The organism is Anaeromassilibacillus senegalensis (assembly GCF_001261775.1).
GTDB classification, from domain to species: Bacteria; Bacillota; Clostridia; order Oscillospirales; family Acutalibacteraceae; genus Anaeromassilibacillus; species Anaeromassilibacillus senegalensis.
Genome location: NZ_LN868537.1, coordinates 953,858 through 979,441, shown reverse-complemented (window position 1 = coordinate 979,441; position 25,584 = coordinate 953,858). Strand labels below are relative to the sequence as shown.

Genomic DNA, 25,584 nt, shown 5'->3' with positions numbered 1-25,584 from the left:
AATCTAATAAATTAAAGCGTGGAAATTGATGATTCAGAAAATTCCACAAATGTACAAAAAACAAATACAATTATATACCCATGAAACAAAAAGAAATTTGATAAATAATGTGCAAAATGCTACAATCATAACCGTGGGGACTGGAATGGGAGAAGGAGCCAGTCCATAAATGTTAGAAAAAGAAAGGATGGAAGAAAAGTGAAGACGTTCAAAAAATGGCTGTCTGTACTGGTGGCTGCCATGATGCTTCTGCAGCCGTTGGCAATGCAAACCGCTGGCGCGGCAGCGGAAGATGTGGAAGCTCCCGCAGCATACGGGCCGGTTCCATCGGCGACACAGCTGCAGTACCATGAGGAGGAGCTCTCCGCGTTTATCCACTATGGTCCGAATACCTATACGGGTCAGGAGTGGGGAAATGGACAGGAGGATCCGAATGTGTTCAATCCCACAGGGCTGGACACGGACCAGTGGGTCAAGACCTTGAAGGATGCGGGTTTTAAACGCATTATTATGATCGGCCGCCACCACGACGGCTTCTGCCTGTGGGAGAGTGACGCCACCACGCACGATGTGGGCAGCAGCACGAATTTCCAGCAGACACAGGCAGCAAGAGGGCAGTCCGGCGATGTGTTCCTGGAGCTTTCCAAGTCCTGCACCAAGTACGATATGGACATGGGATTGTACCTGTCCCCGTGGGATGCCAACAATCCCAGCTACGGCTATGGCAGCGGGCATGACGACGCAACCGATACCAACGGCGACTACAACGAATACTACATGAATCAGCTGAAAGAGGTACTCGGCAATCCGAAGTATGGAAACAATGGCAAATTTGTAGAGGTGTGGATGGATGGCGCAAAGGGAAACGGCGCCGCCGCACAGCAGTACAAATTCCAGGAATGGTTTGACCTGATTGAAGAATTACAGCCCGGCGCGGTGGTGTTCAGTCCCTATGGCTCCACCATCCGCTGGATCGGCAACGAGTCCGGCAAGGCGGGCGATCCCTGCTGGTCCAAGCTGGACCAGACGCGCCAGAGAAACTGGTATGATACGCATGGCGGTGATGAAGCCAGCTACTTAAATGCCGGTGATCCCAACGGCGACATTTGGAGCGTTGGCGAATGCGATGTTTCCCTGACCTCCGGCTGGTTCTGGAAAGCCGGTAAACAGCCGAAAAACATGGAAGAATTGACGGATATCTATTTTAAATCGGTCGGCCGCGGCCAGCCGCTGCTGCTGAATGTGCCGCCGGATACGACGGGTGTTCTGCCGCAGAACTTTGTGGACCGCGTTTCCGAGCTCGGCGAGACGATCCGGTCCACGTTCCGCACAGACCTCACCAATAAGGACGGTGTTTCAGCGTCTGCAACCGCCGTCAGGGGCAACAGCGCCAAGTTTGCGGCGGCAAATGTGCTGGATGACAATCCAGATACCTATTGGACCATGGATGACGGTCAGACGACCGGCAGCATCACCATTGATCTTGGCGGTACGCAGTTGTTTGATCTTGTATCCATCGAAGAATATATTAAACTGGGACAGCGTATCTCCGACTTTACAGTGGAAGCGCATACCTCCACAGGCTGGAAGGACTTTGGCAGCGGACACACCATCGGTGCCAAGCGCCTGGTGCGGGGGAATCCGGTGCACGCCGACCAGATCCGCATTAATATTACGGGTTCCTATGCGGTTCCGCTGATTGAAAATGTCGGCGTGTTCAAAGCAGAAGGCGCGTTTGAACAGGAAAATCCGTTACCGGAGGGACTGGACCTGATTGATGACCGTGCCTTCTCCAGAAGTGGAACTTGGCACGAGGAAACCATTGCCGGTTTAAACGATACAGGCATCTGGGCGGACCCCGGTGCGGAAGCCAGCTTTACCTTTACCGGAACAAAAGCGTGGATCATTGGCACCAAGGACCCAGGCCACGGCGTGATGGATGTATACATCGATGGGACAAAGGTAGCATCGCCGAATGCGTATCAGGCGAACCGCCAGCTCAAACAGGTTCTGTATGAAACCGACACCCTGCCCTATGGGGAGCACACCGTTCGCATGGTGTGTATCAATAAAGCGACTGGTTTGGACGCCGCGCTGGTATTGGCCAACAAGGGCGCGGGCATGTTTGAGATAGAACCCAAAACCTATACGGTCAACGAGGGTGCGACTACGGAAATCACGATCAAACGCGTCGGCGGTACAGCCGGAAGTGTATCCGTCGATTTTGAGACGTCTCCAGACACAGCGGTTCACGGCAGACATTATAACGACGTTTCCAAAACCGTAACCTTTGCGGACGGGCAGGATTCCGCCACCGTAACCGTGGAAGCGATTGAGAACAACGAACTTACGGGAGATCTCCGTTTCTTCGGTGATATCGTCAATCCGGCGGATGGTGCGATCCTCGGCTTTAATACCAGAGCAGAGATTACGATTAAAGACAATGATTCGGATATCGTAAAGGAACTGAGAGCGGCACTAAGTGCGGCAGGCGGTAAAAATGAGGGTCTCTTCACAGCGGCAAGCTGGACGGGATTCGCCGTGGCAAAGCAGGCGGCGCAGGAAGCTTTGGATCGTGCGGAAGCAACGGAAGAACAGCTCCGGACAGCGCTCACCAATTTGCAGGCCGCGCAGGAAGCGCTTGTTGCCCGCACCGCCTATACGGCGGACGATCCGTTTGCATTCCCAAAGGAGAACGACGGCACCAAGCTGGCGGAAGCAGAGTTCTTTACGCTGGTTCCCATTTCCGGAGACAAGTACGTGCGCGTTCAGTCGGACGCAAGCGCCAGCAATGGCAAAAAAGTCAGCTGGATGGAGCCGGGCAATGTGATCAAACTGGCTTACAATGCGCCCAAGGCGGGAACATATACCGTTAACTGCCGGTATCAGAGCGGCAGATTGGATGCGGACACGGCAAACGCGATCAACTGGAGCGGCAATCATATTACAAGCGGTTCGGTTCGCGTGTTTGGCGATGCCAGCGCACCGTATAAAAACATTGCGTTTGATCTGGAAATTACCCAATCGGGACCGGGAGAACTGGTCATCACGGCAGATTCCAACGCTGCCCCTAATCTGGACAAGTTTGAAATCACCGCAAAGGAACTGATTTCCAACTATTATACTATCATGGCAACCGCAGGTGAAAACGGCACCATTGCGCCAGCCAGTGCAGTAGAAGTGGAAGAGGGAGAGAACCAGGCGTTTGCCATTACGCCGGATCGCGGATATGAAGTGGCGGATGTGCTGGTGGACGGCGCTTCCGTTGGCGCGGTCAAAGCCTATACGTTTGAGGCGGTCAATGCTGACCATACGATTGACGCGACGTTCCGCGCCATGAACTATTATGGTGAGAACAACCCGGTTGTGTTGAACGGCGATACGGCGCCTGTCAACGTAGAAGCGGAGGCGCTTGAATTTGGCGGCGGCGCTGTGGTGGAAGAAAAGGCAAGCGCCAACGGAGGCAAGCTGGTCGGCTGGCTTGGCAACTGCGGCGCGCACGGCAACGCGTGGCTGAACCTGTGGCTGGATGTGCCGCAGGATGCGGAATACGATGTTTCCTTCCGGTATTTCTCCGGTGCAAACGACGATTTGTATTATGAGAATTTGGATCAATCAATCAGCAGCAGCATCCCCTGCGAGCAGACCAATCCCGACTTTGGTACAAAGACGATCCGTGTGGCCCTGAAGAAGGGCGTTGACCGGATTAAGTTCTTCAACGATCTGAAATCCACCGCGAATCTTGATTCCTTCACCATCACCAAGGTGCAGGTGGAAGAACCGATCACCGTCGTTTCGGTCGTTCATCCGGAAGCGCAGATGGTAGAATATGGCACCGCTTTTGAAGAGCTGCATCTTCCGGAAACGGTAGAGGCTGCACTCAGCAACGAGAGCACGGCAACGGCTTCTGTCACATGGGACAGCAATGCGTATGACCCGGAGACGGTTGGAACTCAACGCATTACCGGCGTTTTGCAGTTTGCAGATGAAGCGATTACCAATCCGGAAAATGTGAAGGCAGAAGTCTCCGTTACCGTCCGCCCGAAGGGCGAGCAAACAGCGCATGTCCTGAACCTGCAATACGGCGTTAATGCAAATTTGAAAGTGGAAGGCGATACAAAGGTCATTATTGAACGCGACGGCCTTTATGGCGCGAAGGTAATGGCGGGCGAAACGCTTCACTTTACGTTTAAGCCGGTTGGCAGCCGGTTCTCCAGCGCGGAGCTGAACGGCGAAGCGATTGACTTTGATCCGGACGGCTTTACCTATGACTACGTAATGCCGAACGAATCCGCTATTCTGCGCTTTACCTTCAGCAGGGTCGACAAGTCCATTTTGGAGGCCGTGCTGGAAGTAGCAAACGAAGTTACGGATGAAGAATTGAATGAACTGATTTTTTCGGTTCGCGAGCAATTCATTGACGCGCGCGAACAGGCGCAGAAAATTTACAAGGATCCGGCAGCAACGGAAGAGCAGGTTGATAAGGCCTGGAAGGATTTGATCGATGCGATGCATCTCCTGAGCTTTAAAGAGGGCGACAAAACGGTACTGGATTCGCTGGTTCAGATCGCAGAGCTGATTGATCTGGAAAAATTCACACCAAAGAGCCAGGAGGGATTTGCAGAGGCACTCACTGCCGCACAGGAGATCTGTGATTCAGACGAAGCGCTGGAACAGGATGTAAAAGAGGCGTATGATACCCTGTACGAAGTGATTATAAATCTGGAATTTAAAGCAGATATGGCGTCTCTGCAAACGCTGATCGATCAGGCGGATGAGATGGATCTGAAAGGGTATCTTGACGGCGATGAAAAGGACGCTTTTGAAGAAGCTTATGCAGCGGCCGTAGAGGTTCTTGCGAATGAAAATGCCGCACAGAAGCAGGTGGATGATGCGGCGTCAGCTTTGTTTGAGGCGATGGCCGATTTGCGTAAAGTCCCGAATAAAAGCGCACTGAAGGCGTTGCTTGATAAATATGCGGATGTGAAGCCGGACGGTTACAACGCATCCCTTTATGCAGCGTTCCAGGCGGCGATGCAGGTGGCGGACGAGGCTTATAACGACCCGTATGCAACCCCCGAGCAGATTGCCGCGGCATGCAATGGTGTGGAAACCACCTATGCCATTCTGACAAAGCCGCATGACAAGCCTTCTGGTGGACCGTCCGGTGGCAGTCGTCCTTCCGGCGGCCAGACCGGCGGAGAAGGGACAGCGGTTGTGGGCGCGGTTCCGGTCGTAGCTGCGGCACAGAATGTGATTGCACAGCCTTCCGTACGCTCTGACACCACACTTCCGTTTGTCTTGAAGAAGGGCAGCGCATATTGCTTTAAAATGACGGTGCTGAATGGTAGCACAGCGGCGCCCAGCTTTACTGTAGGCAACGGCAATGTGCTGAAGACCCAGTTTGTGGCGAAGATTGGCAACGACTGCTATTACAGAATCTGGGCAGTTGGCGCACCGGGCCAGAGCACCGGCGTGTACACCCAAATGCCCAATGAAGCGCCACAGAAACATTGTGTCGTCACCATTGCTTAAAATGGTCCTCACTGTAAGCGCGTCCCGGCCGGAGATCCCCAATGAAGCGCCGCAACAGCATTGCGTCGTTACAATCGGCTAAGCGGGTAAAAGTATGAAAAAGAGCATGTGTTTTAGGCACATGCTCTACACAAAAAAGCAGGCGCATCCCTTTGCCTTTGGCGGAGAGATGCGCCTGCTTTTTGTATAATTTGAAAATTGTAAATATGGATTGCCTGCAATTTCTGCCTATGAGTGAATCTTAACAATATCCATATTGATTTTGTGCATCGCGACACATTGCACCAGACCGAATCCAAAGTACAAACATGCGGCGGAAGAACCACCTGCGCTGAAAAACGGAAGCGTAACGCCCATAACAGGGAACAGGTTCAGGCACATCCCCAGATTAAAAGCCATTTGGGAGGCGATCATACCAAAGAACCCAAAGCAAATACAGCTGCCAAGAGGTTCGGTCGCGTGCCGTGCGACGTGGATGGTTCGCAGGAGAAGCAGGAACAGCAGAACAATAATCAGCGTGCAGCCGATAAAGCCCAGTTGTTCGCCCGCTACGGAAAAGATGTAATCGCTCTGCTGAACGGGAACGCTTCCCTTTTGGACACGGGAATCAGGAGAAAACAGGCCGCGCCCCCAAAGCTGCCCGCTGCCGATGGAGATCTTTCCCTGCAGCTGCTGCAGGCCCTTACCGGTCGGATCGGTTTCCGGATGCAGGAAGATTGTGAACCGGTCGCGCTGGTAATCGTCCAGTACATGCTCCCAAACCAGTGGAAAGGCGGCGGCTATCGCTATAAACAATGCGACGAAGTACCGAAGCTGAACGCCCGCGCCAAAGCTCATTGCAAGAAACATGCAGAAAAAGATCGCGGCGGAGCCGGCATCGCCCTGCAGCTGGAAAACAACTGCCACTGGAATCAGCGCGTGCAGTCCGAGCAGGATAATATGCGGCAGTCGTTCCAGAAGCCCCCGCTCTTTCAATGCCGATAAATGCTTGGAAAACGTGATGATAAATCCGATCTTGATCAGTTCGGAGGGTTGGAAGGTGCCCAAAACCGGTATTTTAATCCAGGCTCTGGCACTGATGCCGCCGGAGTTTTCAACCGCGATCCCGAAAAAATGCGTGTAAATGATCAAAAATATGCTGAATCCGGCGATCAGATACCATAGATTGCTGATCTCACGGTAATCGATCAGAGTAATGAACCAGGCCCCGATGTATCCAATGAGCATCGCCAGCAGGTGCGTGGCAAACCAGGAGCGCTTTCCCGCGGGAGAGGGAACGGTTCTTAGAAGCAGCAGGCTGTATGCGGAGATTGCCAGCATGATCAGCCACAGGAGCTTGTCAGCCCGTTTAAAGTAGTCTATAAAGGATTTTCCCATTCTTTCCATATCAGTACCTCTGCGTATTTTAATCCGTCAGACTTTGCGGAACCGGGGGATAAAGCAGGCAAAGTGTGGCATTTTTCGTGTAGATTTATTATAGCATAGGGAAAACGCATCCACAATAAACAAAACGTTACAGAAAAATGCGCCCAGTCAGGCCGTAAAACAGTAAATTCTATTCTAAACCAATAAAATTGACAAATCATGAACGCAACGCTATAATAAAAGCAAATCCAATGAAAAGATGGGAACTATGAAAGCCAATTCCAGACTTTGTATCAGAGGCTGCTCCGCACAAATGAAAACGATGAAGCGTTGTCCGGAGCATATAAATTTCATCGGCAAATAGCAAATGAGAAGAGGATTTTGTATCCTCAGCTTTGCTGTTGCCCGTTGAAAGGTTTGAAAAGTATTGCCGCGGACAGGTGCTTTGTCCGCGGCTGTTTTATTTTCTGTTACAAACAAAACAAGAGGCCGCAAACGAGCGGACCTCCTGTTTTGCATTTTAAAGTCTGGGGTGTGTTTTGATGAAACAATACGATTTAACAAATGGGAGCGTACCCAAGCAGCTCCTAAAATTTGCGTTTCCAATATTCATTGCGAATTTGCTGCAATCCTGCTACAGCATGGTAGACATGGTGGTAGTCGGACAGTTTGTAGGCAAAGCCGGACTGGCGGCAGTCAGCAATGCCGCAATGATCGGCTTTATTATCCAGTCGGTCTGTACCGGCGTCACAATGGGCGGGACGGTGCTGATCGCGCAGTATAAGGGCGCACACGATGCGCAGGGACAGAGGCAGGCGATTGGTACACTGTTCAGTGTATCAACAATTGCCGCGGCACTGGTCACTCTGATAAGCCTGCTTTCTTACCGCGCGGTGTTTCAATGGATGCGTGTTCCGGCAGGCGCAATGCAACTGGCGGAGGAGTATATGCAGGTGATCTGCTGGGGAACTCTTTTTGTATTTGGCTATAATGCGGTCTGCTCAATCATGCGCGGATTGGGGGACTCTCAAAGTCCTTTGCTCTTTGTAGCAATCGCCACGGGGATCAATATTGCGCTGGATTTGCTGCTGGTCGGTCCTCTGAGAATGGGGACGAGAGGGGCGGCGCTGGCTACAATCGTTTCGCAGGGGGCGTCCTTTGTTATATCGCTCTTTTATCTGAAAAAGCGTGCCGTTTTATCCGATTTTACCGCACAGGATCTGTGGATCAGGGGACCGATCTGCCGGATGCTTTTAAAAATAGGCCTTCCGTCCGCAATACAGATCGCGGTACTCAATCTCTCCTATCTGTTGGTGACGGGGATGCTCAACGAGTACGGCGTGGCGGTAGCTGCGGCGTCCGGTATCGGGCTGAAGGTCAACACGTTTGCCGCGATGCCTTGTTGGGCGGTGGGGCAGGCAGTCACCACCATGGCGGGGCAGAATATGGGGGCGTGCCAAACCTCGCGCGCGGCAAAGACCGCAAAAACCGGGCTATGGATCAGCCTGGGAGCATCCTTCATTACCATGCTGTTGGTTCAGGCTTTTGTCGGGCCCATTATTGAACTGTTCAATTCAGATCCGGAGGTTGTTCAGGAGGGGATACAATATCTGCGCATCTGCTGTTCTTTAAATTCCCTGCTCTATGCGGCAATGTATACGTTTGACTCGTTTGCAACCGGCGTGGGAGATTCTCTGTTTGCCATGTGCAACGCGCTGCTGCATTCTGTGGTAATGCGCCTGCTGCTCAGCTGGCTCTTGGGAAGCGTACTGGGATACGGTTTTATCGGCATTTATTGGGGAGAAATGCTTTCTCCCATTTTATCCTTCTTTGCGGGTTTGGCTTACTTTGCCGGCGGCCGGTGGCAAAGACATAATTTATTAGCAGAATAGAAATAAAAACGCATCTGCAAAGAAACGACTTTGCAGATGCGTTTGTTTATGGATTTAAAGGAAAGGTAACCTGCGCGGAAAACAGGTCGGCGTCTGCACAGATGGTAAACGTGCCGCCGCAGGCTTCCGTGAAGCTCTTGGCGATGGAAAGCCCCAGTCCACTGCCGGAGGTGGAGCGTGCCGCGTCGCCGCGCACAAAGCGTTCCGTAATATCGATATTGCGGTCCAGCTCGTATTTGGAGATGTTTTTCAGGACAGCGGTCGCCTGGCCGCCGTGGTCGGACAGAGAAATAAAGACGCGCGTTCCTTCCAGGGAGTAGCGCAGTGCGTTGGAGATCAGGTTCTGAAAAACCCGGTACAGCCGCCGTCCGTCTGCGGTGATCATAACGGGGCGTTCGGGGATATCTACCCGAAAGATCAGAGGGGAAGCGTCAATATTCTCATTCATATCCGCCAGCGTTTGCCGCAGCAGTTTGCCCAAGTCGAGCGACTCCAGCTGCAGCTCAATATTGCCGCTGGTCGCTTTGCTCACCTCAAAGATATCCTGAATCATATTTTTCAGGCGGAGGGACTTTTCATCCAGAATTTTGATGTAGTCCTGGACGTAATCCGGCAGCGTTTCCTCCTGCTTCAAAAGATCGATGTAGCTGATGATGGAGGTAAGCGGGGTTTTGATGTCGTGGGATACGTTGGTGATCAGCTCCACTTTCATCCGCTCGCTTTTGACCTGTTCCTCCACAGCGGTGCTAATGCCCCGCTCAATCTCGTTCAACTGGCGTGCGGCGGCGTGCAGGTCGGAATCCTGTGGGAATAGCAGCGGCGCCGTGTCGTTTCCGTCGTGTACAGCGGAAATCTGGGTGGTCAGACGCCCCAGGTCTGCCGCCAATTGCTTTTGCTGTTTGTTATAGCGGTGGGCAAAATAGATCATCAACAGGATGGTGAACGGCAGCAAAAAGCCAAGGGATAAGACACTGACAAAGAGACCAACTGCAAAAGTAATCGTTTCACATTTTAGAAAATCGGACCAGCGGTCCAGCAGGCGGCGCTCCAGTGGCATTTTGGATTCCAGCAGCAGGCGCCGTTCTTCCCTGCGATGCAGCATGTGGTTGATCCAATTGTGCTTATAGTTTAAATGGTTGTAGCGGATATCGTTGATGAGCAGGTAGTAACCGAACAGGGAAACCAAAAGCAAAATGAGATTGGGAATTATGGAGGTACTGATAAGAGTCAAGTCGAAAATGACCAGAAGCGCAAAAACAAGGACTTTAATATCAAAATAGATGTTCTTTGTTCTGGCGGCAATAGCTCTGTTCAGCTCTTTGCGCTCTTTGCGCCACAGAATGGCGATGAACAGGAAAATTGCCGCGACACCCAGTAAAACGGCCCATACCCGCAGGAAAAGAAGCGTATCCGGCCTGCTCTGTGCTATGTCGTATAAAGAGCTGTAGCCGTCGACCGCTTCCGCGGGAATGGCGCGTGCAACCAGACAGATGCGCAGGTTGGCGTGCGTGGGGTCTTCCGTTGTGTTTTCATAGCCGGGAACGTCCCACATGCCGGAATCGCTTTTAAAGAAGCCATCCCCATAGAGATCGATCGTTTGGCCATCCTTGGTAATGGTGACTTTTTTACCGTCAAAGACCAGACGGAAATTATATCCATCCGGCAGCGCGCCTTCGTAAAGACTGGTATCGGTTAAGTAGTTGGTGTGGCTGCGATTGTTGTCCTGTGTACCCGCCTGATAGAGCAGGTTCCGGGCACTGTCCTCATTTAACCGGTCAAAGACGGTATAGGAATATGGATCGGTGACGATTCGATAAGACCGAAGGCTGTTTGACCAGACTACGTCGCTGTATTCCGTCCCATCCTCTATCGCTGCTGTGCCATAAGCAGTTTCGCTGGAGCTGCCGCTGCTTTCCCACGACAGGTCGCGCAGCATCCAGTTCAGGGTTGTACTGATCTCTTTTCGAAACGCATTGGTATTCTGATAATCGGTTTGCTGTAAATCCTCGATATACTGCACCCCTCTTTGATAATTTGCCAGAAAAGAAAGGCCAAAGATTCCCGTAGCAAGGAATACGGTGACACTCAGGTAACAGCAGATCAGGCTGAGAACGGACTTACTTCTTTTCAATTTTATATCCAATCCCCCACACCACCTTTAAATATTCGGGCTCCTTTGGGTTGAGTTCGATCTTTTCACGGATGCGGCGGATATGAACCATGACGGTGTTTTCAGCGGAGAAGGCGGGCTCGTTCCACACGCGCCGGTAAATTTCCTCGGCGGGGAAGATGCGCCCCAGATTCCGCATGAATAAATCCACAATTTTGCTCTCCGTTGCGGTCAGCTTGACCGGTTCACCGTCTGCCAGCAGCATATGCTCTTCGGTGTTGTAACTCAGACGCCCGTTGACGATGACGCTGCTGTTCTGCACGGCGTGGATGTCTCCCAGGCTGGTATAACGGCGCAGCTGCGAGCGGACCCGCGCCACCAGTTCCATCGGATTAAACGGCTTTGTCACATAGTCGTCCGCACCCATGGAGAGTCCAAGAATTTTGTCGGTATCCTCACTCTTGGCGGAGAGCACAATAATCGGCAGGTTTTTCTTTTCCCGAATCTTCATCATGGCGGATAAGCCGTCCAGCTTCGGCATCATGACGTCGATAATCAGCAGGCGCACGGACTGGTTCATCACCAGATCCAATGCCTGTAAACCGTCGTATGCACATAAGACAGAATATCCTTCCCGCTGCAAATACAGGGAAATGGCGCGCACAATTTCGCGATCGTCGTCCACCACTAAAATACTTCCTTCGCTCATGGTTCAAACCCTTTCTACCCAAAAGTTTATGTCCGTATCTGTATCTTACAAAAGAGTCCTTACGAAAAACCGAATTGATTTCTTACGGAAATCTTACGGTTTCCTCCGGCGCATCGGATCAGACGCCAAGCAGGCGGGGGGTCACATAGGTTTCGATCAGGGCGGCGGCAAACATCAGGGGAATAACAAACAGGGTAAAAGTGCGCGCAATGTTGCAAAGCGTCTTTAAAAAGGAATCGGCCCGACCGAGAATCTGTTTGACCATCTCTTTGCAGAGGTAAAATCCCAATGAGATGGATAGCACCAGCGCGGGGAGCTCCAGAATTCCATGCGGCAGGATGCCGACGGCAAATATAGCTAGTCCCATACCGGAAATGCTGCTGTAAGCAGCCGACAGGCCCAATATAGCGGCGTTTGACGCCAAAGGAATGACAGGCAAAAACAGAAAGGGCAGGAACCCCATCAGGATGCAGACCGCGGATGCCCACAGATTATTGCCCAGGAGAGACCAGAAAGAAATACCGCCTTCGTCAATCAATCCCTTATCCTGAAAACTTTTAGCCAGCTCCTGCATCATATTGTTAACAGTATCCGGGTTGGATAAAAACAAAAAATAGGATGCGACACCCACGCCGATGAATATCAGCGACAAAATCAGAAAGATACGGAGCAACCGCTCCCGGAAAAAGAGCGCTGTGTCTTTGCATTCTTGTTGAAACCGGTTCCAGATCGTCATTGTTGTAGTCCCCTTTAATTTTAAGAATGATTCTTTTCGCTCGCACGTATAGTTGCGTTATACCATATCCAACGGGAGAAGTCAACGAAGCTTGTCAGATCGTGCCGCTCAGTTACAGTTTTGCTCTTTTCTCTTACCAGGAGATGTGATATAATCATTTTAATAATGCGCGCAGAGGAGACGGACAAAGCACTGCGCAGAATAAAGGAGAATGGGAATGCTGACGGATATTGAGATTGCCCAAAGCACGAAGATGAAGCCCATTACGGAAATTGCTTCCGCACTTGGCATCGCGGAGGAAGAACTGGAGCCGTACGGACGATATAAAGCGAAGCTGAACGATGCGCTTTACAGCCGCGTGGCAGACCGAAAGGACGGCAAGCTGATTCTGGTTACCGCGATCAATCCGACGCCTGCCGGAGAGGGAAAGACCACCACGACCGCCGGACTGGGCGAAGCAATGGCGAAGATCGGCAAAAACGCGATCATTGCCCTGCGGGAGCCCTCCCTTGGCCCGGTCTTTGGTGTAAAAGGCGGCGCCGCGGGCGGCGGATACGCGCAGGTGGTCCCGATGGAGGACATCAACCTGCACTTTACGGGGGATATGCATGCGATTACCTCTGCAAACAACCTGTTATGCGCGATGCTGGATAACCATTTGCAACAGGGGAATGCCCTGCGGATTGACCAGCGCCGCATTTTGCTCAAACGCTGCATGGATATGAACGACCGTGCGCTGCGCAATATCATTGTGGGATTGGGCGGTAAGGTAAACGGTGTGCCGCGCGAGGATGGATTTATCATCACTGTTGCCAGTGAGGTCATGGCGATCCTTTGCCTGGCAACGGACAGCCGCGACTTGAAAGAACGGCTGGGCCGGATACTGGTTGCCTATAATATGGACGGCGAGCCGGTCTATGCAAAGGATTTAAAAGCGGAGGGTGCGATGGCGGCCCTGCTGCACGATGCGATCAATCCCAATTTGGTCCAGACACTGGAGGGAACGCCTGCCATCATGCACGGCGGGCCGTTTGCCAACATCGCCCACGGCTGCAATTCCGTGCGTGCGACGCGGCTTGCATTGAAGCTTGCGGATTACTGCATTACAGAGGCGGGTTTCGGATCCGATCTCGGCGCAGAAAAATTCTTCGATATTAAATGCCGTTTGGCAGGCTTAAAGCCGGGCGCAGTTGTGCTGGTGGCGACGGCCCGCGCATTGAAATACAACGGCGGGGTTCCCAAAGCGGAAACCGGCAATGAAAACCTGAAAGCGCTGGAAGCGGGAATTGTCAACTTGGGCGCGCATATCCGGAACATGCGCAAATATGGCGTCCCGGTTGTGGTGGCGATCAACCGCTTTGGGACGGACACGGACGCGGAAGTCGCCTTTATTGAGAAATACTGCAAGGAAAACGGTGCGGATTTCGCACTGAGCGAGGTCTTTGCCAAAGGTGGGGAAGGCGGCATGGATCTGGCGCGCAAGGTATGCGAAGCAGTGGAACAGCCCTCTGCTTTCCATCCGGTTTATCCGCTGAACGGTTCCATACAGGAAAAGATCGAGACGATTGCCAGGGAAATCTACGGCGCGGATGGCGTGGATTTTGCGCCGCAGGCGGTTAAGGCGGCAAAAGAAATCGCCGCTCTGGGCGGAGACGCACTGCCGGTTTGTATTGCGAAAACGCAATATTCGCTCTCGGACAACGCGGCGCTTTTGGGCCGGCCCTCCGGGTTCCGCATCACGGTCCGGGACCTGCGCCTTTCCAACGGCGCGGGGTTTGTGGTTGCCTATGCGGGCGACATCATGACCATGCCCGGCCTGCCCAAGGTTCCCGCGGCGGAACGTATCGATGTGGATGAAGCGGGCAAAATCTCCGGATTATTCTGATTGGATAAAAGAGGTGGAAGCTTTGACGTATACGACCCATTCTCCGCAGGAAACGGAGGCGCTGGGGGAAGCAATCGCGCAAAGACTATCCGGTGGGGAGGTCATCGCGCTGTTCGGCGGCATGGGGATGGGGAAAACCGCCCTGACCCGCGGCCTGGCGCGCGGCCTTGGCGTGGAGGACGGCGTTTCCAGCCCGACGTTTGCACTGGTGCATGAATATAACGGGCGTGTTCCCGTCTATCATTTTGATATGTTCCGCGTGGACGGCTGGGACGATTTGTATTCCACCGGTTTTTTCGACTATCTGGAGTGCGGCGGTGTGCTGGTGATCGAATGGAGCGAAAACATTGAAAACGCGCTGCCGGAGAACGCTGTCCGCATTGCCATTGCGGAGGGCGATGGAGAGGATACGCGCGTTTTTCAAGTAGAAGGTTTAACGTTGTGACAGCAGAAGGGTGATCGATTGAAAATTTTGGCGATTGATTCTTCCGCCAGCGCGGCTTCTGCCGCGATTGTGGAGGATGGAAAAATACTGGGTGAATGTTATACCAATACGCGTCTGACGCACAGCCAGACGCTGATGCCGATGGTGCAGGGTGTGCTGGAATGTGCGCGCGTGCCGCTGGAGAGTATTGATCTCTTCGCAGTTTCCGCCGGGCCGGGCTCTTTTACCGGTGTGCGGATTGGCGTAGCCAGCGTCAAAGGCCTTGCCATGGCGCAGGAGAAACCGTGCGCGGGGGTTTCTACATTGGAAGCCATGGCGCGGAACCTGGCGCATTTGGACGGGATCATCTGCGCGGTGATGGACGCCCGGTGCAGCCAGGTGTACAATGCGCTTTTTGAAGCAAGGAATGGAAAACTAAACCGTTTGACAGAGGACCGTGCGCTTGCCATCGCCGCACTGGCGGAGGAATTGCAAGAGTATGGTCAAAAACCGGTTTTTCTGGTTGGTGACGGTGCAAAACTGTGTTATAATGAGGAAAAAATAAAGGCTCTGGGTGCGATTCTGCCCCCAGAACCGCTTTTGTACCAACGCGCTTGGGGGGTTGCGGAGGCTGCAAAGGACTTGTTTCAACGGAAGGAGACTTTAACGGCTGCGGCTTTAGCCCCGGTTTACCTGCGTCTTCCGCAGGCGGAGCGGGAACTGAAAAAACGGCAGGCTGCCTCTGCGCGGCCGGAAAGTGAGAGTTAAATGAGAGCAAGAAGATTTGTCAGCGTCCTTTTGTCCGCTGCAATTGCACTGTCGTTGTGGGGCGCAACGGTATCCCTTGCGGCGGAAAACCCGTCCGGTACAGCGGCAGCGGTTACGCAAACGGCTCCTGTTAATGATTTAACGGCTGCAAAGAACGCCATTCACCAGACGCTCACCAATATGGATGCGTCCGTTTCGTTAAGCCAATACAACCTGACAGAGCAGCAGTTTTCTGATTTGTACGATGAAGTCCTGCGTGAGGACCCGTGGCTCTTCTATGTGGAGGGCTGCACCTATCACGCCAGTAAAGCCGGTATTGTGGTGGACATGATTCCGCGCAATACCTATGACAAGGAAACTGTCCAAAAGATGACGGAAGAGCTGAAAAAGTCCATGCAGGCGGCGCTTTCCTGTATCGAGCCCAATATGACCGCTACAGAAAAAGTGGTTCAGGTTCACAATTATCTGGCGCTCACCTGTGCGTACGACTATGATAATTATCAGACAAACTCAATTCCCAAGGATTCCTATACGGCGTATGGGGCGTTGGTGAAGCGTGTCGCTGTGTGCCAGGGATATTCGCTGGCATTTGAGCTGTTGATGCAGCAGCTGGGGATTCCCTGTGCGATTGTAGAAAGCGATTCCATGAATCATGCGTGGAACGCCGTGCAGCTGGACGGAAGCTGGTACCATGTGGATGTCACCTGGGATGACGCCGCGCCGGATCAGCCTGGCCAGTATTCAGTCGATATGCTGTTGACCAGCGATGCAAAAGCGAGCAACAGCGAAAACCAGCACAAGGACTGGACCAACCTGCCGGAGCCTGCATACAGCACGATTCTGGATAACCGCGATTGGAAGCAGTTTATCTCCCAGATGGAGACAAAATACCGTTCTAATACGTCGTTGCTGGTGGATACGGCGTCGTACACCTGCAAAAAGGGTGCGACTTATGTGTTTAAGGTACAGGTGTCCCCGGGCCAGATTGTGGTGGCCCGCCCCACAGACCGAACGGTGGCGAGGGTGGAGCTGGTCTCCGCGGAAGCCGGTGGAACATATTACTTCCGTTTGGAGGGTCTAAAGGCCGGTTCAACCAATATTGAGGTGATTGCAGAGAGCGGTAAAACTGTGAAATTTCCGCTGACTGTGCAAGGGGCTCTCTATGAGTGCGACACCTCCGGCCGCCTGACGCTGCAGCCGGGCCAGACCTACTATTTTAAGATGACCTATACCAATCCGGGCGCTTTAATCCTGCCTTCTGTGACAACGGGAAATGGTGCGATTTCGGTAAAGCTGGCAAAAACACAGGGGAATTACGCAATTTATGCAGTGTCGGCGGCTGCAAACGCCGCCGGACAGCAGACATATGTTTATGCGACTTACGGAGGCGGCGCGCCTGCGCCGCAGTTCTCCGTTCAGGTTGCATCGTAAACTAAATGGAACATACAGAAAGAAGGAACAACATGATTTTATTGGGAGCTGACCACGGCGGCGTTGCGTTGAAAGCCGCAATCAAACGGTATCTGGAGGAAAATGAAATCCCGTACCGGGATTTTGGAACAAACGATACGGATTCCGTCGACTACGCACCGATTGCCGCGCAGGTGGCGCATGGTGTGGCAGGTGGACAAGCTGAGAAGGGCATTTTGTGCTGCGGCACGGGAATCGGCATGAGTATTGCCGCCAATAAAGTAAAGGGCGTCCGCGCTTCGGTTTGCTCCGAGGCATATAGTACGGAAATGACCCGCCGCCACAACAACGCCAATATCCTTTGCCTGGGAGGCCGGGTAATCGACGAGGCAAAGGCCGTGGAGTTGACAAAAATCTTTTTGGAAACAGAGTTTGAAGGGGGACGCCATCAGCGCCGTCTGGATGAAATTACAGCCATTGAATGTGGGGAACTTTAAAAACAGGGAATAAGAGAATGGGGGATATTATTATGGAAAATCAGGTATTTGTTATGGATCATCCGCTGATTCAGCACAAGCTTACGTATCTGCGCGATAAAAACACAGGCTCTAAGGAATTTCGTGAGCTGGTGGGGGAAATCGCTATGCTGATGTGCTATGAGGCGACCCGCGACCTCCCGCTGATGGAGGCACATATTGAAACGCCGATGGGCGAGGCGACAACAAAGGTAATTGCGGGCCGCAAGCTGGCCTTTGTGCCGATCCTGCGTGCCGGCCTGGGGATGGTGGACGGTGTTTTGCAGATGGTTCCGGCGGCTAAGGTGGGACATATTGGCTTGTACCGTGATCACAAAACGCTCAAACCGGTGGAATATTACAGCAAACTGCCACAGGATATCACCGAGCGCGATGTCATTGTGCTGGACCCGATGCTGGCGACCGGCGGTTCCGCAATCGATGCAATTACCATTATCAAACGCAGCAACCCGAAGAGCATTCGGTTTATGTGCATCATTGCCGCACCGGAAGGGGTAAAGGCGCTGGCAGAGGCGCACCCGGACGTGCATATCTACTGCGCGGCGGTGGACGATCATCTGAATGAAATCGGATACATCGTTCCCGGCCTGGGCGATGCGGGCGACCGCATCTTCGGCACCCTTTAATTGTAAACTGTCAGGCGGCGGCTCACATAGGGCTGCCGCCTCATTTGTTTTAGGACGCGTGGAAGAAGTTTCTAACTCGGATTTTTAGAAAACACTTGCTTTTTTGCGGCGAATCGTTTATGATTAAACCGATAAAAATCCGAATGATTCGGATAACGAAAGGAAGTTGCGAGATGTCGGTCGTTTTTGAGGTGGCTTTCCTCTAAAACCGAATACCGTGGAACAGAGCAAAACGCGGAGGAAAACTCCGTGTAGTTTGTCATGTTCCTGCAACCTTTCGTGAATACTGTCGCGTTGATACGCATTGCAGGGCACGTTTGGCGTGTCCTTTTTTGCGCCCATTTTGCATAAAGGACGCACTGGATGATCCCGCGGAGACAGGACGGAAAGGCTCTGTCTCCGCGGGATTTTTGCGTTATTTTTGAGGAAAGCGGGCCTCGCTGAAAAGGAGTAAGAAGATGAGAATCAATAAATTATATGTAAAAGAAAATTTGGAGGCAAAAAACATTGCATATCAAAAAATATGGGTTCCACCCAATAACGAGTATGGAATATAAAAACGGGATACCTGCACGGATCACTGCGGTCCATCGCGATCGTTTTGAAATGATCTGCGATCATGGAAGCGGGTTTGCACGCCTGAAAGCTGGGGAGTACCATGCGGGTAAAGAGGAGATCCCGACTACGGGAGACTTTGTCCTGCTGGATTGGCAGGAACATGGCGAGAGCCGGATTTTGAAAACATTGCCGCGCAAGACGTACTTTTCGCGCCGCGACCCGTCCGCGTCCGGATACAAGGAACAGGCGGTTGCCGCCAATTTTGATTATGTGTTTATTATGCAATCACTTGATCAGAATTTTAATCCGCGCAGATTGGAGCGCTATCTGACACTTGCCTGGCAGTCTGGCGCTGTTCCAGCGGTGATTCTGACAAAGGCCGATTGCGTGGAGGACTATTTGCCCCAGCTCCGCACTGCGGAGCGGCTGGCCGTGGGCGTGGGGGTTTTTGCAGTCAGTTCTAAAACGGGATTTGGGCTTGATCAGCTGTCGGAGTATATGAAACCGGGAAAAACGATCGTCTTTTTAGGTTCTTCGGGGGTCGGTAAATCCAGCCTGGTGAACGCGCTCGCGGGACAGGAAAAAATGGAAACCGGGGACATCCGCGAGAAGGACGGACGGGGAAGGCATACGACTACCTGCCGCCAGCTGCTTTTATTGGACAGCGGCGTCATGATTATTGACACGCCCGGTATGAGAGAACTGGGAATGTGGGATGTCAGCGACGGGCTGGAGCAAAGCTTTACCGACGTGGAACAATATTTGGGACAGTGCAAGTTCAGCGACTGCCGCCATCAGGGAGAGCCCGGCTGTGCAGTTGCAGCCGCGATTCAGCGCGGAGAACTCTCCTTGGAGCGTTGGGAAAGCTATCAGCGTCTTCACCAGGAAGCGTGTTATGCCGAAGACAAAGCGGGATATCTGCGTAAAAAGCAGCAGTGGGGTAAGAACATTGCCAAGCTGCAGAAACAGCTTCAGAAAGCCGATTACCGCCATATGCCGTGCACGGAGAGTTTTACCTGCAAGGTATGCGGGGCTCTGGTGGTTCCGGAGGCGGCGGGAAGCCAGCACCGCAACCACTGCCCACGCTGCCTGTCCAGCGTCCATGTGGACAACCAGCCCGGGGACCGGGCGTCGCTCTGTAAGGGCGTGATGGAACCGGTAGGCGTTTGGGTGCGCAAAAATGGAGAATGGGCAATCATCCACCGCTGCCGTTCCTGCGGGACGTTCAGTTCCAACCGCATCGCGGCGGACGACAATCCAACTCTTCTGATGTCCATTGCGATGAAGCCATTGGCGGCGCCTCCGTTCCCGCTATGGCAGATGGAACGGGAAAAGGAATAAAACAATAGAGATGTTCAATGGTCATGAAATCTTTTTAGCTGAAAAAGATTATAAATAGCTATTTCTGATGTGTGCCGTCTCATTTGCGATCGATAAAACGCTGCGCAGTTGGCACCCTAATGAACAAAAGGAATAATTTTTAATGGCTTAAAGTATGACACAAAAGTAGTTAAGTAAAAAAGCAATTCATTTGTATTGATTCACCTTAGGCGGATAAAGTGCGGCAGAAAAAAGGTTGTATTTTTACGAACGAATTCATGGAGTATTTCAGTAAAGAGGTCTTTAGAAAAAGTGCGGTATTTCACTAAAAGGAGGAAATAAAAAATGGAAAACAAACAACCATCTGTATTGGATTTACTGATTGAAACACATGCGGGATTGGAACGTCAGGGGCCTGGCAGCCCTGAGATGACACGCAAGGCGTTAGGGTTTCTTGATCATATTGATCAATTTTCTCTGTCAGCGGATTTGGGCTGTGGAAGCGGCGGACAAACCATGGTTCTGGCGCAACATTTGGCCGGAAATATCATCGGCTTGGATCTGTTCCCAGACTTTGTCAATGTGCTTAACGAGAATGCTCAAAAGCAAAACCTTGCAGAACGAGTAAAGGGCGTTGTCGGATCAATGGAAAATTTGCCTTTTGAAAAAGAAGCGTTCGATCTGATTTGGTCGGAAGGTGCAATCGACAGTATTGGCTTTGAAAAGGGGCTTGCGCATTGGCACGGATATCTCAAAATATGTGGTTATGTTGTTGTGACATGTCCCTCCTGGCTCACGGATGAGCGTCCCGCTGTCATTGATAAATTCTGGACGGATGCCGGAAGCGGATTGGATTCGGTTGCGCATAATATTGAGATATTGCAAAAATGCGGCTATCAATTTGTTTCCTCCTTTACGCTGCCGGAAAAATGCTGGACGGATCACTACTTTATTCCACGAGAAGCAGCACTCAAGTTACTTTTAGAAAAATATAATGGGAATGAAACGGTAGAGGCATTTGTTGCGGAGAACCGGGATGAGGTAGAGTTATATGCAAAGTATAAACAATACTATGGTTACGTCTTCTATATTGGGAAAAAAATATAGAGAAGAGGAAAAAGAGCATGGCAGATTGCGCGTTGTTGGGTTAAGTCTACAGTTTATTCATAGAAGCAAACAGGGCGCAATCGTTGCAGAATGCATATTCTGTGTAAAGACAAGCACATAAAATGTAAAAACAGCCCAGAAGGGATAAAAACGCCCGTGAAATCCATTTAAAAACAGATTTCACGGGCATTTTTTTGCGCAATATTCAAAGGGGATTTTTGTTGTATCCATTTTTTGCGTGATGGGAGCAAAATCACTGGCCCAGATGGTCCATGTATTTGGCGATGCCGTCTTCATCCTGTGGATGTACGCAATTGTTGGTATGGAACAGGGAAAGGTTTTCCACATGGCGAATGGCGCCGCCGGGTTCCATGGTGTACAAAGGGCTCATCGTCTCCATTGCCAGATAATCGCCGTTCAAATATGTTTCAAAAGAACTGCCGTAGTCGGGATATGCGGCGGAGGAATGGACAAAGCGTTTGACCAACGTTGTTTGCGGCGTGATATACGCAGACCAGCCCAGAACATTGTTCAGTCCAATTTTTAAGGGCTTTTGCATGTTGGGATCATGGTGAAGCGTAATAAACCGGTTGCCGATAAACAGGCGCGGGTCCTGCGAGTCGGTATATGGCCAGAGCGTCAGTACCCGGTTGGGAAGAAGTTCGTTTTCATCCGGACGGTTTTGCGGGATCACCTCAAGGCCGCTGCCGTTCAGCATCGTGATTGGCCATAACGCCAGCGTTTGGCGCTCTTTGGCGAAGTTCATCACGCTGTGTACCAGCATAATATCTGCGGAATCCCGGCCCATTACGACCTCCAGGCGCGTCTGTACCTCATTGTGCGCCTGTTTGGCAGAGGAAAAGGTCACGCCGTCGGACAGGAGTGCGTAAATGACAGGATCATTGTCTGGAAAATAGGACTGCGGCATCCGCTCCGGCGCCAGCCAGAGGCGGTGGCCGCCGTAGAGATGGCAGGCGGCGCCTTTGCCATAGTAGTAGTCCATGTCTTCGTTTTGTGTACAATAAACCCGATCCAAATCGTTATAAAAAATGTTATCGCCGCCGACAAACCCAAAACGCACAATCCGCGGCCCGCAGTCGATGGTTACAACCACATCGACAACACCGTTGCTGAGTTGTACGCATTTTCCATAGTTTTCATACGTAATTTCCTTTAGTTCCAAGAAAATGACACGTCCTTTTTATGAAAATATTGTTGTCCCAAACAGAGATTCCTGAATGCAGGGCAGGAAAAAGATCCGAAACCGGTCTATTCCTTGATGATCCCGGCGGTCCGGTCCCACCCGCAGGGCGGCGGATCGGGTAAAAAAAGAGCATAAATATCCGTCGATTTGCACTCTAATTCAATCATATTTTTTGCTAAATTGTCAAGAGATAAAATATCCGATGTATTGGCAACAATTGGTCGTTTTGTGGTCATTTTTGATACATGCAAAATTTCCGCGCCGCGTCGGTTCATGCCGAGCACACGGATGTAAGGCGGAAGGCCTTCCGCATGCGCTGCCGTCAGTCCCAAAAAGGCGGAGAGAACGATGCGGCGGATGCGGGCCAATGGATACCGTTTGGTTTTAATAAGATCATACAGCTCGTCCAGGGAACCGGCGCGGCGAACCGACTGATAAATGCGGTTTTCCAGTCCCTCGCTGATGTCCGGAAGCGCGGCAAAATCCTCCAGCAGCATCGACCTTAGTTTGGCCAGAATTGCCCGCTCCATACGCGGCAGGGAAGCTGGGGCCCTGCTGTTCTGCATCTCCGCCTGTAATACCTTTGCCGCGGCGTGCGGCATATGGCTGGAAAAATTCAGGCCGTCACGGACCATGGTACGGATACGGCTGGCGCTGGAAATAGAAGCGTTTTCCTGGGAATCGTGTGCCGCCCCGACTCGTTCCATGGTAAAAAGCTGCATGGGAGAATGGAGCACACGGATTGCCTTAGCATACTCAATGCTCAGAGTGTTGTTGGCGCCGGAAAGCAGAGCGGCGGTATCCGGCCCGGCCATCCGGGCGACGGCACGCTCCCTGGCGCGTGCGAATGTTGCGCCTGTCGAAAGTTCTTCCCGCAGTACGGGTGAGAACGCCGGGGACTGCAAAAGCCCGGCAAGCTGGAATATCCGCTGCGCATCGCCGCATTCACTGCCAAAGCTGATTTGTGCACAGCCCAGAGCGTCCAATAAAGACACGCCGCCCAAGGCAAATTTTTCCGCTCCCGCCATGGCCCAGGGAAGCGGAAGCTCCACCACCAGATCCGCGCCGCAGAGCAGAGCCTGCCGGGTACGCGCGTTTTTACTCAGGATCGCGGGTTCTCCGCGCTGCACAAAGTTGCCGCTCATCACGGCGGCAATATGGGTTGCGCCCTGCCGGCGGGTCTCTTCAATCAACGCCATATGTCCCAGATGGAATGGGTTATATTCACAAATTATTCCAGCAATTAGCATTTTGTAGAAAAACTCCTTGAATTCAATCGTTTCCTGTACTATTATATATATATTACCATATTGTCTGTTATTTGCATATTGAAATTGGACAAGCGAACGATTTCTCTGTTTTGCCCAACACGATACAGGCAGAGGGCTGACGCATTCTGTAATAGGACATAATAAAAGGGGAACAGGTGCGTCACAAAATTGAGTAGGAGGATTTCCATAATGAAAGTTTTGGTCATCAATGCCGGCAGTTCTTCCCTGAAATATCAGCTGATTGACATGGACAGTGAGCGGATGCTGGCAAAAGGAAACTGCGAAAGAATCGGCATGGACGGCAGCGTCTTTATTCACAAAACGTCCGACGGACGCGACAAACGGGTGCAGGTCGCTATGGCGGACCACACGGATGCGTTTATGCACGTTACACAGGCGCTGACGGATAAAAAGGTGGGCGTTATCAAAAACCTGGATGAGGTCAGCGCGATCGGCCACCGTGTAGCACAGGGCGGTTCTATTTTCCGCAAATCGGTTTTGGTCAATGAGGAAGTCGTCGAGGGAATCAGAAGCCTGATTCCGCTGGCTCCGCTGCACAACGGCCCGGAGCTGGAAGGCATTTTGGCCTGCCAGAAAGTTTTTGGCGAAGAGGTGCCGGAAGTTGTGGTATTCGATACCTCCTTTCACTCCACAATGCCGCCGAAGGCGTATATGTATGCCATTCCGTATGAATATTATAAAAAATACGGCATCCGCCGCTATGGTTTCCACGGAACCTCCCATCGTTATGTGAGCAAGCACTGCGCGCATCTGATGCATCAGCCGCTGGAGGATATCAAGATGGTGACCTGTCATATCGGCAACGGCTCTTCCATCGCGGCGATTCAGGATGGGCGCGTCATCGATACCAGTATGGGCTTGACGCCGCTGGATGGCTTTATGATGGGTACGCGCTGCGGCTCCCTGGATCCGTCCATTGTGACCTTCATTATGGAAAAGGAAAACCTGACCCCCGGTCAGATGGACGATATTTTGAATAAAAAGTCCGGCTTGCTGGGTGTTTCCGGTATTTCCAGCGACGACCGCGACGTTACCAAAGCGGCAATCGAAGGAAATCCCCGCGCAATTTTGGCACATGAGATGCTGGCTTACCAGATTATCAAGCAGATCGGCGCTTATGCCGCCGCGATGAACGGCCTGGACGCGCTGGTCTTTACCGCCGGCTTGGGAGAAAACCAGCCGCACCACCGCTATGCGATCTGCCGCGGCCTGCGGTATCTGGGCCTGAAGATCGACGCGGAGACAAACGAAGAGATGGTTGGCGGCAGAGAAGGCAAAGTTTCCACATTTGATTCGCAGGTAGCGGTCTATGTGATTCCGACCAATGAAGAGCTGGTCATTGCGCGCGATACAAAGATTATTGTGGAGAAGCTCAACTATGCTTCCACAGAGGATAAAACCTATGTGGACCTGGAAGACATCTGATTCATAAAATTGCATAAAAGAGAACCCGGCGTATAGCAATACGCCGGGTTCTCTTTTATGCAGTGGCAGATTTCTCTTCCTTCTGCTTTTTAATAACTTTTAAGCGCGAGAATTCCTCGCGATCCTTTTCCTCCAACGCGTCCGTGATAAACTTGACGGTTTCCTCAAAACGGGGAATCATGATATTTTTCAGAGCGTTGGCGCGCTTCTGTGTCTTTTTAATGGCGTCCGCCAGGCGGTAAACGCTGTTTTCCACCTCTGCCAACTCGGCAGTCAGCCGCTTAACCTCGTTGAACTTGTTGTATGCGTCGTCCAGCATAATGTTGGTGGCGTTCAGGCCGAACGGAATGGGGATATCGCGCGGCGTAAGGGAAACCATTGGAATCTCCACGCCCATGACGCTTCGGTAAGCCACATTCAGGCCGTCGTCCAGCGGGACCGTCTGGGAGAGCTCATCACAAACGCCCAGCGTGATATTGGCGCGCTGCAACGCTGCATACGCGTCCTCATAGGTTTGGTCGATTTTTCCCTGTATGGAATTGGCGCGTTCGATCAGCGCCATCATCTCACGGATTAAAATATTGCGTTTTCGATCCAGCAGCTCAAAGCCGGTGCGGGAAAGCTCCAGTGATTTTTTTGTAGCCAGCAGATTTCCCTTTGTTGGCACAACTTGGTTGGCCAT

Annotated in this window: 18 protein-coding genes; 11 read left to right on the top strand and 7 right to left on the bottom strand. The window is 52.0% G+C overall.

Annotated features, from left to right (window positions below):
* The first annotated feature begins 198 nt into the window (after positions 1–198).
* Positions 199–5,535, top strand: a complete 5,337-nt coding sequence (locus tag BN2106_RS10220) for an alpha-L-fucosidase (RefSeq protein ID WP_050698427.1) — start codon at positions 199–201, stop codon at positions 5,533–5,535.
* Between the two features lie 228 nt (positions 5,536–5,763).
* On the opposite strand, the gene BN2106_RS10215 is transcribed toward BN2106_RS10220, so the two are convergent.
* Positions 5,764–6,921 (bottom strand): FtsW/RodA/SpoVE family cell cycle protein, encoded by a 1,158-nt coding sequence (locus tag BN2106_RS10215; RefSeq protein ID WP_050698426.1) that lies wholly within the window; start codon positions 6,919–6,921, stop codon positions 5,764–5,766.
* A 521-nt stretch (positions 6,922–7,442) separates the two neighbouring features.
* Here BN2106_RS10215 and BN2106_RS10205 point away from each other — a divergent pair.
* Positions 7,443–8,792 (top strand): MATE family efflux transporter, encoded by a 1,350-nt coding sequence (locus BN2106_RS10205; protein WP_050698424.1) that lies wholly within the window; start codon positions 7,443–7,445, stop codon positions 8,790–8,792.
* 46 nt (positions 8,793–8,838) lie between these two features.
* On the opposite strand, the gene BN2106_RS10200 is transcribed toward BN2106_RS10205, so the two are convergent.
* The 3 genes from BN2106_RS10200 to BN2106_RS10190 all read right to left on the bottom strand — a co-directional run bounded on the left by BN2106_RS10200 (position 8,839) and on the right by BN2106_RS10190 (position 12,347).
* Positions 8,839–10,923: a sensor histidine kinase gene (locus BN2106_RS10200; RefSeq protein ID WP_154666477.1), complete on the bottom strand. Its 2,085-nt coding sequence runs from the start codon at positions 10,921–10,923 to the stop codon at positions 8,839–8,841.
* Complete coding sequence (locus BN2106_RS10195) at positions 10,910–11,611, bottom strand: response regulator transcription factor (RefSeq protein WP_050698422.1); 702 nt, start codon at positions 11,609–11,611, stop codon at positions 10,910–10,912. Before BN2106_RS10195 ends, BN2106_RS10200 begins: the two co-directional genes overlap by 14 nt.
* Positions 11,612–11,729: 118 nt before the next feature.
* Positions 11,730–12,347 carry a stage II sporulation protein M gene (locus tag BN2106_RS10190; protein ID WP_050698421.1) on the bottom strand — a complete coding sequence of 206 codons (618 nt, stop codon included), beginning with the start codon at positions 12,345–12,347 and terminating at the stop codon, positions 11,730–11,732.
* A gap of 217 nt (positions 12,348–12,564) precedes the next feature.
* On the opposite strand from BN2106_RS10190, the gene BN2106_RS10185 reads away from it, so the two are divergent.
* From BN2106_RS10185 to BN2106_RS10150, 8 genes are all read left to right on the top strand, one after another.
* On the top strand, positions 12,565–14,232 hold the full coding sequence (locus tag BN2106_RS10185) for a formate--tetrahydrofolate ligase (protein ID WP_050698420.1): 1,668 nt from the start codon (positions 12,565–12,567) through the stop codon (positions 14,230–14,232).
* A 22-nt stretch (positions 14,233–14,254) separates the two neighbouring features.
* The gene (gene tsaE, locus BN2106_RS10180) at positions 14,255–14,677 is read left to right on the top strand and encodes a tRNA (adenosine(37)-N6)-threonylcarbamoyltransferase complex ATPase subunit type 1 TsaE (RefSeq protein ID WP_050698419.1); all 423 of its coding nucleotides are present in this window, start codon (positions 14,255–14,257) and stop codon (positions 14,675–14,677) included.
* 18 nt (positions 14,678–14,695) lie between these two features.
* Entirely contained in the window at positions 14,696–15,424 is a 729-nt protein-coding gene (gene tsaB / locus BN2106_RS10175; protein WP_050698418.1) for a tRNA (adenosine(37)-N6)-threonylcarbamoyltransferase complex dimerization subunit type 1 TsaB, read from the top strand.
* Positions 15,425–16,855 (top strand): transglutaminase domain-containing protein, encoded by a 1,431-nt coding sequence (locus BN2106_RS10170; protein ID WP_050698417.1) that lies wholly within the window; start codon positions 15,425–15,427, stop codon positions 16,853–16,855.
* A 32-nt stretch (positions 16,856–16,887) separates the two neighbouring features.
* Positions 16,888–17,331, top strand: coding sequence for a ribose 5-phosphate isomerase B (rpiB, locus tag BN2106_RS10165; RefSeq protein WP_050698416.1), 444 nt, complete (start codon positions 16,888–16,890; stop codon positions 17,329–17,331).
* A 32-nt stretch (positions 17,332–17,363) separates the two neighbouring features.
* Complete coding sequence (gene upp, locus BN2106_RS10160; protein WP_050698508.1) at positions 17,364–17,996, top strand: uracil phosphoribosyltransferase; 633 nt, start codon at positions 17,364–17,366, stop codon at positions 17,994–17,996.
* 507 nt (positions 17,997–18,503) lie between these two features.
* The gene (rsgA, locus tag BN2106_RS10155) at positions 18,504–19,895 is read left to right on the top strand and encodes a ribosome small subunit-dependent GTPase A (RefSeq protein WP_082236440.1); all 1,392 of its coding nucleotides are present in this window, start codon (positions 18,504–18,506) and stop codon (positions 19,893–19,895) included.
* Between the two features lie 324 nt (positions 19,896–20,219).
* Positions 20,220–20,981, top strand: a complete 762-nt coding sequence (locus BN2106_RS10150; protein ID WP_050698415.1) for a class I SAM-dependent methyltransferase — start codon at positions 20,220–20,222, stop codon at positions 20,979–20,981.
* 253 nt (positions 20,982–21,234) lie between these two features.
* Here BN2106_RS10150 and BN2106_RS10145 read toward each other — a convergent pair whose 3' ends face one another.
* Both BN2106_RS10145 and BN2106_RS10140 read right to left on the bottom strand, forming a co-directional pair.
* Positions 21,235–22,164 carry a hypothetical protein gene (locus BN2106_RS10145; protein WP_050698414.1) on the bottom strand — a complete coding sequence of 310 codons (930 nt, stop codon included), beginning with the start codon at positions 22,162–22,164 and terminating at the stop codon, positions 21,235–21,237.
* Positions 22,165–22,250: 86 nt separating this feature from the next.
* A complete protein-coding gene (locus BN2106_RS10140) occupies positions 22,251–23,435 on the bottom strand; it encodes a tRNA(Met) cytidine acetate ligase (RefSeq protein WP_074017485.1) in 1,185 nt (394 codons plus the stop codon).
* A 210-nt stretch (positions 23,436–23,645) separates the two neighbouring features.
* Here BN2106_RS10140 and BN2106_RS10135 point away from each other — a divergent pair, with 210 nt between their 5' ends.
* On the top strand, positions 23,646–24,902 hold the full coding sequence (locus BN2106_RS10135) for an acetate/propionate family kinase (RefSeq protein WP_050698412.1): 1,257 nt from the start codon (positions 23,646–23,648) through the stop codon (positions 24,900–24,902).
* Between the two features lie 55 nt (positions 24,903–24,957).
* Here BN2106_RS10135 and BN2106_RS10130 read toward each other — a convergent pair whose 3' ends face one another.
* Positions 24,958–25,584: a V-type ATP synthase subunit D gene (locus tag BN2106_RS10130; RefSeq protein WP_050698411.1), complete on the bottom strand. Its 627-nt coding sequence runs from the start codon at positions 25,582–25,584 to the stop codon at positions 24,958–24,960.